Below are 13,799 nucleotides of genomic sequence, written 5' to 3'. Positions count from 1 at the left end.
GATGACTGACGGTGACAGGTCTATCCACAACATGACGATCGACGGTCGCGTGATGCGACGGGTCTGGAGGCGACTTGGCAGACTATGGGAAATAGCAAGCAACTGCCGTTCAGCGGCGTAAAAGTCATCGACTTCGGCCAGTATATTGCGGGCCCGGCCGTGGCAATGATCCTTGCGGATCTTGGCGCTACTGTAATTCATGTCGATCCTCCGAATGGGCCGCTTTGGGATAGTCCGGCCAATGCCGTTCTGAACCGTAACAAGCATTGCCTGAAGCTTGATCTGAAGTCCGAGAGCGGTTTGGAAGAAGCGAGAAGCCTCATCAACCGCGCGGATATCGTCATCGAGAACTTCCGGCCGGGCGTAATGGCGCGTCTGGGCCTGCACTTCGCAAAGCTGCGTGAGCAAAGCCCTCAACTGATCACCCTTTCGATGCCGGGTTTCGCCAGCAATGACCAGTTGCGGCGCGAATGGCGCGCGTTCGAGCCGATCATCGCTTCTGCATCCGGCGTATTCACGGACATGGGACAGAATCGCGTATTGATGGGCATCAACCCGAGTTTCTCGCCTCTGCCGCTCGCCTCTGCCTACGGCACGATGCTGGGTGTATCCGCCGTCGCTCTGGCCTTGCAGGCGCGGCAGCGCACCGGCCTCGGAGATGAAATTGAAGTCCCCCTGGCGTCAGCCGTGATGGAGGGGCTTTCGTACAACTCAATCCATATTGAAGGCTATCCCGAGCGATACAAGACCCTTCGTGAAAAGGAGATTGAGCGGCGCCGGTCGAATAGTCTGCCGATGAATCTGTCGTATGAGGCCCTGCAAGATTATCTGGATCCCTTCTATCGCACCTACGAGTGCGCCGATGGTCGCAAATTTTACGCGGTGTGTCCGTCGCACCGCTCGCACGCGCGGCGCTGCCTGCAGGCGATGGGGCTGTACGAGGAAATGCTGGCGGCCGGATTGCCGCTTGTAGACGACCCATATCTGCCGATTTCCGAATGGGAGGGGGACGCTTCGCTAGGAGTCTATCCGTTGCCCGAGCATTGGGCCAAGCGCATTTCCGCGCGCATGAAGGAAGTCTTCCTGACGAAAACGGCAGCGGAGTGGGAGAAGATTTTCGGTGAAGGGGGATTCCCGGGCGCTGCACACCGCACCACGCGGGAGTGGCTGCACGACGATCATGCGAATGCCGCTGGTCTGGTCCTTGACGTCGAAGACTTCGAGTATGGCGCGATGAAACAGCCCGGTCCGGTCTCATGGCTCGAGGACTGCGCCGAACTGATGCTCTCACCGGCGTCACGCCGCATAGTGACCTTCCAGGAAGCCGTGGCCATTCTGGACGAGCAGGGGAGCGCTGGAGTGCCTCCCCCGTCTGAAAACTGCTCGAAGGGGTGGCTCGAAGGGGTACGCGTCCTCGACTTGACCAACGTGATTGCCGGGCCGCACTCAACCTCGTTTCTCGGCCGGTTCGGTGCCGACGTCATCAAACTCGACCCTGTCAGACCGAATTATGACCCGTGGAATACGGTGGTCTTCGGGATGTCTTCCGCCCGCGGCAAGCGGAGCGTGCTCGTCGACCTGAATCACCCGGATGGACGTGAGGTGTTCAACCGGCTTGCACGGTCCGTCGACGTGATCGTAATGAACGCGCCGGATCGGCAACTGGCACCGCTGGGGCTGGACGAAGCGAGTCTACGTTCTGTCAATCCGGGCGTGATTTTCTGCCAACTGGACTGCTTTGGCGGTCCACGGCGCGGACCGCGGACCGACTATCTCGGCTACGACGATCTGATCCAGGCGTGTACCGGTATCATGGCGCGCTTCGGTGGTGGCATGCAGACGCCGGAGGAGCACGCGCACGTCGGGACGATCGATGTCATGTGCGGATTCGCGGCAGCGCTGGGCGTTGCCGCCGCCCTGTACCGCAAGGCCAGAACGGGCGAATCCGGGCGGGCCAGAACTTCCCTCGCGGCGCTCGGCAATCTGGTGCAGGTTCCGTTCTCGTACGACTACGCAAACCGCCGCCCGTTCGATGAGCCGTCCGGTCGCGACGCACAAGGCTTTACGGCGATGTCCCGCTTCTACCGTGCTGCTGACAACTGGATCTACGTGGATACCAGCGAGCGCGAACTGGGCAAGCTCGATCGGGTGGACGGTCTGAAAGGGATCGCTGCCGCCGAGGATCCGGCTGCCTTTCTCGCGTCCGCGCTCGACACAGCCTCCGCTGGAACCTGGCAGAGCCGATTACAGGCCGCCAACATCGCCGCGGCGGTGCCGGACAACATCGTCAATCTGCGCCGGCACAACAGCCGGCCTTGCGATGATCGTCCCGGGATCGACAACGGTAGCTATTCATTCAGCGTCTATGCGGACCATCCGAGCGGTCGATGCGTCACGCAACTCGATCCCTTTGCGATCCGCCCGCGTCACGCCCGGATTCGCGCGCTGCAGTCGGCTGAGAAATTCGGTGCGTCGACGCACGCCGTGTTGCGCGAGTTCGGATATAGCGATGCCGAGATCGAAATGCTGATGGCGCGGCATGCCGTTGGCGATAGCTGGTCCGAAGAGTATCTGCCCAGCTAGACGCATTTCTCCGTTTCGCAGCGGCTACAAGTCAAGCATTCCCCAGCGAAGCGTGGTGCAAGCCGAACGTGGCAGCAGACGACGAAAAGCTTGCGCGGGCGCTTCGACGGGCCAATCAATGAGAAACGCATCCAAAGTGTGAACGCACTGGCGAGATGCGGCAATTTCAATATTGGAGACAACCATGCAAGGTCAGACTAAACCTCTGGTTAGCTTTCGGCATGTCAAGAAGACATATGACGGAGAAACGTTAGTTGTTAAAGATCTAAATCTCGATATTCAGAAAGGCGAGTTTCTGACCTTGCTCGGTCCGTCCGGCTCGGGAAAAACCACCTGCCTGATGATGCTTGCGGGATTCGAGTATCCGACCGATGGAGAGATCTGGCTCGATGGGCAGTTGCTCAACCGGATCCCGCCTCACAAACGCAACATCGGGATGGTGTTTCAGAACTACGCGCTTTTCCCTCATCTCACGGTTGCGCAGAACCTGGAATATCCGCTCAAGGTTCGGAAAGTGCCGCCGGACGAACAGGCTTCGAGGGTCAAGCGAGCGCTCGAAATGGTCAGCATGGGGAAGCTGGGCAAGCGGATGCCGAGCCAACTGTCGGGCGGCCAGCAGCAGCGCGTCGCCCTTGCACGCGCACTGGTCTTCAATCCGCAGCTCGTGCTGATGGACGAGCCGCTCGGCGCGCTCGACAAGCAGTTGCGCGAACACATGCAGCTCGAGTTGAAGGCCTTGCATGAAGCGCTCGGACTGACGTTCGTCTATGTCACGCACGACCAGAGCGAAGCGCTAACGATGTCCGATCGTGTCGCGGTGTTCGATCAGGGCGAGATCCAGCAGCTCGATACGGTGGATCGCCTGTACGAATCGCCAAGAAATCTTTTCGTTGCAAACTTCATCGGCGATAACAACCGGCTGAAGGGCATGGTCGTCGCAAAGGACGGCGAATATTGCGGCCTGCGGCTCGCCGACGGGACGACGGTGCGTGCATTGAACGTCGCAAACGCCGGAGTCGGCACGCAGGCGATGGCCGTCATCCGTCCTGAACGGCTCTCGGTCGAACCTCGCCCGGCAGTCACTGCGAATGTCATCCACGCCGAAACGCTCGATGCCATCTATTTTGGCGACCACGTGCGACTGCGTTGTCGCGGCCCAGGCGACACAGAGTGTTTCGTCAAGGTTGCGCTCGACCACGATGGGCATTCGCGCGCTCATCCGGGCGCTAGGATCGCGCTGTCGTTCCGAGAAGACCATCTGAAGATCTTGAACTGACATCCTCCGTTTGCACCACACAGCAGGAGAGAATCATGAAATCGCACTTGAAAATGATTTGCGCCGCGTTGCTGGCATGTTCGTCGGCGACGGCGTCTGCCGGCGGACTAACGACCGTCAACTACGGCGGCGCGGTTGGCAACGCGCAAAAGGCCGCCTGGGTAGAACCGTTCGCCAGGGACACGGGTATCGCGACGAATGCCATCGAGTACACCGGCGACATGGCTAAGGTGAAAGCGATGGTCGAGGCCAGGAACGTCACGTGGGATGTCGTGGAGGTCGAGTCCGCAGACGTCGGTCGTGGCTGCCAGGATGGCCTCTTCGAGAAGCTGAACTGGTCCAGCATCGCGAAAAAAAGCGACCTGGTGAGCGGATCGGTCACACCTTGTGCGGCTGGAACATTTGTGTGGTCAACGGTCCTGGCGTACAACCCGACGCTGACCAAGGGTACGCCGCAAGGCTGGAAGGATTTCTGGGACGTCAAGAAATTTCCGGGCAAGCGCGGGATGAAAAAGGAGGCCCGCTACAACCTGGAGTTCGCGCTGATGGCGGACGGTGTGGCGCCGAAGGATGTCTACACCGTGCTCGGCACGTCTGCGGGCGTCGAGCGCGCGTTTAAGAAAATGGATGAACTCAAGCCCTACATCCAGTGGTGGGAGGCGGGTGCGCAACCACCGCAGTTCCTGATCGCGGGTGACGTTGCAATGTCGACTGCCTATAACGGCCGTATCGACGCCGCGGTTCGCGAAGGTAACCGTGCGCTCGCCATCGCGTGGGATCAAAGCATCTACGACCTGGATTTCTTCGCGATTCCGAAGGGCTCGAAGAACAAGGAAGCAGCCGAAAAGTACATTTCGTATGTACTTAAACCGCAGTCTCAGGCCACGTTCGCGCAAAAGATCCCGTATGGCCCGGTAAACGAGGCGACTTTCAAGCTGCTCAATGGGACGATCCTGGCCGCGCTTCCCAATTCTCCCACGAACGGTAAGAACGCCATTGCGGGCAACGTCGAGTTCTGGACCGACCACGGAGACGGCCTCGAACAGCGCTTTACCGCTTGGGCCGCAAGGTAAGGGGAAAAAGCATGAGCGCTATTACTTCACAGCAACAGAGCTGGCACACGCGCCAGCTCAAGAAATCACTGCGAGCCGTGCAGTTGCGTAAGGAAGCCGCTGCGGTCCCATTGCTGGCGCCGCTTGCCCTCTTTATCTTGCTGGTGTTTGTGATGCCGGTCGCGTCGATGATCTCGCGTTCGATTCAAAGTCCCGAGGTTGTTGACGCGTTACCGAAGACAACCTCGGCCTTGAGACATTGGGATCGCAAGTCGACCGTTCCCGATGAGGCTTACCGTGCGCTGATGCTTGACGTGGAAGGCAACGGAGGAAATAACGAGGCGGGTAGCGCGGCGGGCAGACTGAATGGCCAAAAGGATGGTTTTCGCTCGTTGTTTTACAAGACGACCAGTGCGCTTCCTTTTGGGGATAACGATGCGGAGCTTTCCGCACAGGGGGTAAAGAAACGCCTGATCGATATCGACTCCCGCTGGGCAGACGCGAGTTACTGGCGAGCGATCGCCAACGAATCATCACGTTATACGAGCCAGTATCTCCTCGCCACGATCGACTTTCGAGAAACGCCTGATGGTCGCATCATGCCGGTAGAGAACGGTGCATCCGCATACCGCGCAGTGTTCATGCGTACCTTCGTGATTAGCGGACTGGTGACGCTCGCGGCGCTGTTACTGGGTTTTCCGCTCGCCTACTGGATCTCGATTCTGCCGGCACGAAAGGCGAATCTCGTAATGATCCTCGTGCTGCTTCCGTTCTGGACGTCGATTCTCGTTCGGATTTCGGCGTGGATCGTGATTCTCCAGGGAGCGGGTCTTGTCAACAAGGCGTTGATGGCGCTGCATGTGATTTCGACGCCGCTGCCACTCCTGTTCAACAGGACGGGGGTGCTGATTTCCATGACCCACATCCTGCTGCCGTTCATGATTCTGCCACTCTACAGCGTCATGAAGTCCATCCCGTCGAGCTATACGAAAGCCGCGATCTCTCTTGGAAGTCATCCCTTCGGGGCATTCTGCAAGGTCTATGTGCCGCAGACGCTTCCCGGTGTCGGGGCGGGCGCCCTGCTGGTGTTCATCACCGCGCTGGGCTATTACATCACGCCAGCGTTGCTAGGCGGTGCAGGCGATCAGATGGTCAGCTACTACATCGCGTATTTCACCAACATGGCCCTGAACTGGGGCATGGCGTGTGCGCTTGGCGCGGTTCTCCTGCTAGTGACGTTGATCCTGTTCAGCGTCTATCGAAAGGTCGTCGGTACAGAACTGAAGGTGGCCTAGCATCATGAAAACCAACGTCCCACGTTTCGCACCCTACATGTCGACGCCGGAAATCGTGTGGCACTACGTTTTGCGATCGGCCAATGTCATGGTTCTCCTGTTTCTGATCTTGCCGATACTGGCGATCATGCCACTTTCGTTTAACGAGAACTCATTCCTCGTTTATCCGATACACCAGTTTTCATTAAGGTGGTATCACAACCTCTTCACGGCTGTGGAATGGACTCGCGCCGGCGCCAATAGCTTGATTGTGACGCCGATCGCGACGGTGCTCGCGACGGTCCTGGGCACGCTGGCGGCATTGGGACTGAACAAGGCGTCGTTCAAGGGCAAAGGCGTGCTGGTCGCCGTTCTGATCTCGCCGATGATCGTGCCGGTGATCGTTACCGGCGTCGGAATGTATCTGCAGTTTGCGCGATGGGGATTGTCTGGCACCTATGCCGGGCTGATTTTCGGGCACACGGTGATCGCCGCGCCGTTTGTCGTGGTCACGGTCAACGCCACGCTTGCCGGCTTCAACCACAACTATGTACGGGCTAGCCTGAGCCTGGGCGCGTCGCCCGTGCGGACGTTCTTCTCGGTCACATTGCCAATCATCGCCCCTGGTGTGATTTCTGGAGCGTTGTTCGCGTTCGCGACCTCGCTGGACGACGTCGTGATCACCATGTTCATTGCCGGCCCGACACAGGGAACACTCCCGCTTCAGATGTTCATCGGGATTCGCGAAAGCATCACGCCGACGATCGCCGCGCTTGCGTCAATTTTGATCGTCTTTTCGAGTCTGCTGCTCATTACGATGGAATGGCTGCGTTCCAGATCTGTCGCGAGGCAGACGGCGAGTTGACGATGTCGGGGATTGCGATCGTCGAACCGGCTTTCGAGGCCGCAGGCGTTGCGCAACAGAGTGAAATCGATATGCACAACAAGCAGGAGGCGTGATGTCAGCAGAAAAGATCGACGGAACCCGATCGAAGCAATCGTCCGGCGAGTTCGACTACATCGTGATCGGAGCAGGTACGGCCGGCTGCGTGGTCGCCAGTCGCCTGAGCGAAGATAATGACGTGTCTGTGCTGCTGGTAGAGGCGGGCGGAAAGGATAACTATCACTGGATTCATATACCGGTGGGTTATCTCTACTGCATCGGGAATCCACGGACCGACTGGCGTTACAAGACATCCGAGGAGCCGGGGCTCAACGGCAGGGCGCTGGCTTATCCGCGAGGCCGGGTGCTGGGCGGCTGCTCGTCGATCAACGGCATGATCTACATGCGCGGTCAACGGGAGGACTACGACGATTGGGCGCGTATAACGGGCGACCACTCATGGGGATGGGATTCGGTTCTCGACGCATTCAAGAAGAGCGAGGACTATCACGGGGGCGCAAGCGACGCTCATGGTGCAGGCGGCCCGTGGCGCGTGGAAAAGCAACGATTGAAATGGGACATTCTCGAATCGTTTGCACAAGCCGCACAACAGACCGGCATACCCGCAACGGACGATTTCAATTGTGGAGACAATACCGGCGTCGGGTATTTCGATGTCAATCAGAGGCATGGCATCCGGTGGAATGCGTCGAAGGCATACCTGCGCCCTGCCGCAAATCGGAAGAATCTGACTATCCTCACGAATGCGCAGACGCAGCGACTCGTGTTCAAGAACCAGCGCTGTTCCGGCATTGAGTTCCGCGTTGGTGACGAGTACCGTGTGGCCAGGGCGCGGCATGAAGTGATCTTGTGCGCCGGTGCCGTCAATTCGCCTCAATTGCTTGAGTTGTCAGGGATTGGGGACATCAATCGTCTGGCAAAGCTTGGTATCGAAGTGATAAAAGATCTGCGCGGTGTGGGTGAGAACTTGCAGGATCATCTGCAATTGCGCACAGCCTTCAGGGTGGACGGTGTGCGGACCTTGAACACCCTCAGCGCTCACTGGTGGGGCAAATTGAAGATCGGCTTCGAATATGGGCTCTTCAGAAGCGGGCCGATGGCGATGGCACCGTCGCAGCTTGGCGTCTTTGCGAAGTCGGATCCGGACGACAAGACGCTGAGGCGCCCCGATGTGCAGTACCATGTCCAGCCGCTCTCGCTCGAACGGTTCGGCGAGCCGCTGCATTCGTTCGACGCGTTTACGGCGTCCGTTTGTCATTTGCGGCCGTCGTCACGGGGCAGCGTACACATCACGTCGAGTGATCCCGCGACGGCACCCAGAATTGCACCCAACTATCTTTCCACGGAGCGCGATCTTCATGTCGCGGCCAACGCACTGCGATTGACGAGGCGTATTGTTGCGGCGTCGGCCCTTGAACGGTTTCGTCCTCGGGAGGTCCTTCCCGGGATCCAATTTCAGACCGAAGAAGAATTGCGGCATGCGGCTGGCAATGTCGGAACCACCATCTTTCATCCGGTGGGAACCTGCCGAATGGGAAAAGGAGATGATCCGGACTCGGTGGTAGATTCCCGTCTGCGCGTGCATGGTGTGTTTGGCTTACGGGTGGTCGATGCTTCAATCATGCCGGTCATCACGTCGGGCAACACCAACTCGCCGACGTTAATGATCGCCGAACGCGCCAGCGAGATGATCCGGGCGGACAGAATGCGAGAAGATACGGGCGCAGAGGCATATTCGCAGGAGGTTCTCGACGTGAAGAACGCATACTGACTGAGTATTCGCACGGCAAGGCCGCTGCGTGTCTGGAATACATATACCGGATCGCGACCAACCTGACCTGTCCTGACTGATTTGATGCACACACAGATGGCGGATCGCTCTGTCAAAGCGGTCGTTCATCCGCCCGAGGCGATTGGCAGGTGTGGGTCGGGCCGCGACCACTGCTTCCACTGCGAGGCGGCACACTGGATCTCCCTTCAACTGGAAGGAGGTCATCATGGAAACGCAGAGTGGTCGCGCAGCCAATCTTGTGCCGTGGAACAAGGGTAAACTCACCGGCCAGAAGCCACCGTTGAAGCTTCCGGAAATCTGGGCGATTCGCACCCGGCTCCAGATGTCTTCGAACATTCGCGAGCTAGCTATGTTCAATCTCGCGATTGATAGCAAACTTCGGGCATGCGATCTGACGCGGCTGCAGGTGCAAGACGTCTGCCAAGGTGCCCACGTCGGATCGCGGGCAATGGTAAGCAGCAGAAGACGCAACGACCGGTTCAGTTCGAGATCACGGAGCAGACTCGTCAGAGCCTTGACGCGTGGATTAGGGCGCGGGGATTGAAGTCTACCGACTATCTATTCCCAAGCCGATTGCATGCGTCGCCGCATCTGTCGACACGACAATATGCCCGAGTAGTGCATCGATGGATCGCATCGGTCGGACTCGACGATACGGCGTACGGCAGCCATACCATGCGCCGCACCGAGGCTTCGTTGATCTACCCGCGAACGAAGAACCTTCGGGCGGTGCAACTACTGCTCGGACATACCAAGCTGGAAAGTACAGTGCGCTACCTCGGCATTGAAGTCGACGATGCCCTCGAGATGGCGGAGCAAACCGAGGCCTGACGGCAACATGGCCGGCGAGCGGACGCTTGCCGGGCCAAGAGAAGCCACTCGATATCCGCCGGCTCGGACATTCCGGCGTCTCTTGTACCCCGCAAATGGACCGTTGGGACTCAGCCTGCGCCAGTTGATGACGTCACGCTTGTTACTACAGGTCGGATCATCTGGTTGCCAGACACGCGATCGCACACCAGGCTCACAACAACTTAGATGAGTAGCGCGGTCGAGATTCGCTTTTCAGCTGTCTCTATGCAACTCAGCACGACCTGCAAGACAGGATTCGCCGACGTGTGGTTATAAAAGAGCTGCACAGTCTCCAGAAAGCGTGTGCCTTCTAGCGGAAGGATCGCGAGTTTCTCGCGGTTCACGCCCTGTCGCGCGACTGCAAGCGGCATCAGCGCGAGGAAGGGATAGGCGGCGATCATCGCCTCGTTTGCCTGCAACGAGATGGACTGCACGCATCCATCGGGAAACTCGAGGGCGTGCTCATGCATCCATTCCTGCAATGCGAGGAACGTGGGCGCTTCGCGCGGCGGCAGGATCCACGGGAGTCCCATGAGATCGACGGCGCTGATAGTGCGGCGCGCAGCGAGCGGATGATCGCGTCCGCACACCACCACGATTGGATCATCCAGAACAGCACGCGACGCGAACGCCGCCGCTTCCGCACGGGGCGGACCGGTACGGCTCAGCACGAAGTCGAGCGCGCCGGCGGCGAGCATCGGAAAGAGTCGGTCGCTAGTGGCCTCGAAGAAGCTCACGTTCACATGCGGCGCGCGTTTTTTCAACTCGACCACGAGTTCCGGCGCAAACACGGGCATGACCGTCGCCACCGCGCCGACGGACACCTTGCCGGAGATGCCGCTCGTCAGCGCATCGACTTCGAAGCGCGCCTGTTCGAGTTGATGGAACACTTCGCGAGCGCGCTTCATCAGCGTCTCGCCGACAGGCGTGAAGAACAGGCGATTGCCGACGCGCGCCAACACAGGGACGCCTAGCCCCGCTTCCAGTTCCGCGAGCTGCTTCGATATGGCGGGCTGCGTGACGTTGAGCTTTTCGGCGACCAGCCGGATTTGCCCGAGGCTGTCGAACATCGTGAGCAGGCGCAGGTGGCTGAGCTTGAGCCCGGCCTGAAAAAAGCGCTCGATGGGATCCATGACGTAAGTGACGCAAAACAGGCGAATAACCAATGGTTATACGCTTTACAAAAAATGTCAATTGCAAGTCATGCGTCCTTCGACCACCATGGTTTGCAGGAGACGCGGCATCGCAAGCACGGGCCGCACAGACAACGCGATGAAACCCACAAACGTCCTCTTCATCCTGTCCGACGAGCATCAGCACAACCTGATGGGCTGCGCCGGACACCCGGTCATCAAGACGCCCTCGCTCGATGCGCTCGCGCAGCGCGGCACGCGCTTCAGCAACGCGTACACGCCATCGCCAATCTGCGTGCCCGCTCGCGCGAGTCTCGCGACGGGGCGCTATGTCCACGAGATCCGCTGCTGGGACAACGCGATTGCCTACGACGGCAGTTCGCCGGGCTGGGCGCAGCATCTGTCGGCGAATGGCGTGCTGACGGAATCGATCGGCAAGCTACACTACAAGTCGGACGCGTCGCCCGTCGGATTTCGCCGGCAGCATCACGCGGTGCATATCCTCGATGGCATCGGCCAGGTGTGGGGTTCGGTGCGCAATCCGATGCCCGAAACGATGGGCCGCTCGCCGCTGTACGACAAGATGGGCCCTGGCATGTCCGACTACAACCGCTTCGACATGCGCGTCGCCGATACAGCATGTGGCTGGCTCAATGAGCACGCCGACGACGACAAGCCCTGGGTGCTGTTCGTCGGGCTCGTCGCGCCGCACTTTCCGCTCGTCGTGCCGCAGGAATTTCTCGATCTCTACGATCCGCGCGAGATCGGTCTGCCTCTGTTGCATCCATCGACGGGATACGTGCGGCATCCGTGGGTCGAGCGTCAGGCACGGCATATGGATCACGACGCGGCGATCGGCAGCGATGAGCGCCGCCGTCTTGCCGTTGCGTGCTATTACGCGCTGGTGTCGTTCCTCGACGCGCAGGTCGGCAAGGTGCTCGCGGCACTGTGCGAAAGCGGACTCGACGATTCGACGACGATCATCTATAGCAGCGATCACGGCGACAATCTCGGCAAGCGCGGCATGTGGAACAAATGCCTGATGTACCGCGAATCGACGGGTGTGCCGATGGTCGTCGCGGGTCCTGCCATTCCGGCGGGGAAGGTGAGCGAAACGCCTGTGTCGCTGGTGGATATCCAGAACACACTGCTCGAATGCACGGGCTGCGATGCGGCGGTGATCGATGGTCCGGGCGAGTCTCTGGTCGAACTCGCGTGCGCGGAAGACGATACCGGGCGTCTCGCGTTCAGCGAATATCACGCGGTCGGATCGGAAAGCGCAGCGTATATGCTCGCGGATAGCCGCTACAAGTATCACCATTATCTCGGCATGAAGCCGGAATTGTTCGATGTGAAGAATGATCCGGAAGAACTGCGCGATCTTGCGTCGTTTCCCGAATACGCCGACTTGCTGGCGTATTTCGAACGACAGCTTCGCGCACTGCTTGATCCCGAGGCCGCCGATGCCGCCGCGAAAGCCGATCAGGACAGACTGGTCGAAGCATTCGGCGGCAGGGAAGCGGCGCTGCGAACGGGCACACCTGCGGCGACGCCCGTGCCGGTTGAATAGCGCGCGTCGCGTCGCATAGACACACAGACAAAAACCGATGACGGAGACAATTCGATGGCCTCAGCAGACCTCGCGGCGGTTCCGCGCCAGCCAGCGATCAGACAGAAGTGGAAGACGGTGATTCTCGCGAGCCTCGGTGGCTCGCTGGAGATTTACGACTTCATCATCTACGGCATATTCGCGCGTGAAATTGCCCGCCAGTTTTTTCCCGCTACGGATCCGCTCGCGTCGCTGATCAGCACGTTTAGCGTGTTCGCGATCGGTTATGTATCGCGTCCGCTCGGCGGCATCGTGCTCAGCAGTCTCGGCGATCGCTACGGGCGGCGGGTGATCTTTCTCGTGTCGGTACTCGCGATGTCGGCGGCGACGATCGGTATCGGGCTGATTCCGGGTTACGCATCGATCGGCGTACTGGCGCCTGTGCTGCTGGTGCTGCTGCGTCTCGCGCAAGGCTTCTTTCTGGCAGGCGAATTGCCGTGTTCGATTACCTATGTTGTCGAAGAGATTCCGGTACGCGCGAGTCTCGTGAGCGGCCTTGTTATCTTCTGCCTGAATTCTGGCGTGCTGACAGCGACGCTGATCAGCCTCGCTCTGCATGCGCTGCTGAGTGCCGCCGATGTGCTGGCCTATGGCTGGCGTATAGCGTTTATTTTCGGCGGCGTGATTGGGCTCGTGTCGTACTGGCTGCGCACGTCGCTAGAAGAGTCGAATGAATATCAGCGGCTCAAGAGCCACAAGGTCAAACGTCCATTCCGGAAAGTGCTGACCGATTTCCCGAAACAAGTGGCGATCGGTGTCGGTGTAGCTGGGATCGTGAATGCATCGAACAGTCTGCTTTTCGTCGTGCTGCCGTCATATCTGACGACGGTTCTGCACTACGCACCCACGGCAGTCAGCGCCGGGCAGAACCTCGGCATCGCGACGATGTCAGCTTCGCTGCTGTTCTTTGGATGGCTCGGCGATTCAGTGCCTTCGCGTCATTGGCATCGCATCGGATCGCTGGTGATGCTGCTCGGCAGCTATCCGTTTTATAGGCTGGTGGCCGCGCATGAGATCGATCCGTTGCTTGCGTTCGTGGTGATTGGCGTTGTCGGTGGCTTTGTGAACGGCGCGTATGCGTATCTGCTTGCGGATCTCTTTCCGACTAACGTGCGTTTCAGTGGCATCGCGCTATCGCTCAACCTTGCGACTGTGGTCTTCACGGGTATCACGCCGCTGGTCGTCACGCAATTGCTGCATCACACGGGCGCATTGACGGCGCCTGGCATCTTCCTGACGGGTGTTGCGCTGATCGCGTTGATTGCGGGTGTGTTCGTTGGACGCTTTGGCGGACAGATAGAACGCGTGACGCAGTGAAATCGGG

The 13,799-nt window shown here is 59.3% G+C and carries 9 protein-coding genes and 1 pseudogene; 9 read left to right on the top strand and 1 reads right to left on the bottom strand.

Going from position 1 to position 13,799, the window contains the following annotated elements; genetic code table 11:
- The first annotated feature begins 84 nt into the window (after nt 1–84).
- The 7 genes and pseudogenes from C2L66_RS40095 to C2L66_RS40065 all read left to right on the top strand — a co-directional run bounded on the left by C2L66_RS40095 (nt 85) and on the right by C2L66_RS40065 (nt 9,712).
- The gene (locus C2L66_RS40095; protein ID WP_060611201.1) at nt 85–2,583 is read left to right on the top strand and encodes a CoA transferase; all 2,499 of its coding nucleotides are present in this window, start codon (nt 85–87) and stop codon (nt 2,581–2,583) included.
- Between the two features lie 184 nt (nt 2,584–2,767).
- A complete protein-coding gene (locus tag C2L66_RS40090) occupies nt 2,768–3,859 on the top strand; it encodes an ABC transporter ATP-binding protein (RefSeq protein ID WP_060611199.1) in 1,092 nt (363 codons plus the stop codon).
- A 35-nt stretch (nt 3,860–3,894) separates the two neighbouring features.
- Entirely contained in the window at nt 3,895–4,932 is a 1,038-nt protein-coding gene (locus tag C2L66_RS40085; protein ID WP_103323765.1) for an ABC transporter substrate-binding protein, read from the top strand.
- A gap of 11 nt (nt 4,933–4,943) precedes the next feature.
- Complete coding sequence (locus C2L66_RS40080) at nt 4,944–6,206, top strand: ABC transporter permease (RefSeq protein ID WP_060611197.1); 1,263 nt, start codon at nt 4,944–4,946, stop codon at nt 6,204–6,206.
- Nucleotides 6,207–6,210: 4 nt separating this feature from the next.
- Nucleotides 6,211–7,050 (top strand): ABC transporter permease, encoded by an 840-nt coding sequence (locus tag C2L66_RS40075; RefSeq protein ID WP_060611194.1) that lies wholly within the window; start codon nt 6,211–6,213, stop codon nt 7,048–7,050.
- A 94-nt stretch (nt 7,051–7,144) separates the two neighbouring features.
- Nucleotides 7,145–8,860 carry a GMC family oxidoreductase gene (locus C2L66_RS40070; RefSeq protein ID WP_060611192.1) on the top strand — a complete coding sequence of 572 codons (1,716 nt, stop codon included), beginning with the start codon at nt 7,145–7,147 and terminating at the stop codon, nt 8,858–8,860.
- Nucleotides 8,861–9,086: 226 nt separating this feature from the next.
- Nucleotides 9,087–9,712, top strand: a pseudogene (locus C2L66_RS40065) (tyrosine-type recombinase/integrase).
- A gap of 203 nt (nt 9,713–9,915) precedes the next feature.
- On the opposite strand, the gene C2L66_RS40060 reads toward C2L66_RS40065, so the two are convergent.
- On the bottom strand, nt 9,916–10,866 hold the full coding sequence (locus C2L66_RS40060; RefSeq protein ID WP_060611190.1) for a LysR family transcriptional regulator: 951 nt from the start codon (nt 10,864–10,866) through the stop codon (nt 9,916–9,918).
- Nucleotides 10,867–11,005: 139 nt separating this feature from the next.
- Between C2L66_RS40060 and C2L66_RS40055 the strand changes: the two genes are divergently transcribed.
- Together C2L66_RS40055 and C2L66_RS40050 are read left to right on the top strand one after the other, a co-directional pair.
- A complete protein-coding gene (locus tag C2L66_RS40055; RefSeq protein ID WP_060611356.1) occupies nt 11,006–12,436 on the top strand; it encodes a sulfatase-like hydrolase/transferase in 1,431 nt (476 codons plus the stop codon).
- A 54-nt stretch (nt 12,437–12,490) separates the two neighbouring features.
- Nucleotides 12,491–13,792 (top strand): MFS transporter, encoded by a 1,302-nt coding sequence (locus C2L66_RS40050; protein WP_060611188.1) that lies wholly within the window; start codon nt 12,491–12,493, stop codon nt 13,790–13,792.
- Nucleotides 13,793–13,799: the final 7 nt, after the last annotated feature.

It is taken from the genome of Paraburkholderia caribensis, assembly GCF_002902945.1.
Lineage (GTDB): Bacteria > Pseudomonadota > Gammaproteobacteria > Burkholderiales > Burkholderiaceae > Paraburkholderia > Paraburkholderia caribensis.
The sequence above is the reverse complement of the archived record's forward strand: the minus strand, read 5'-3'. Positions and strand labels throughout refer to the sequence as shown.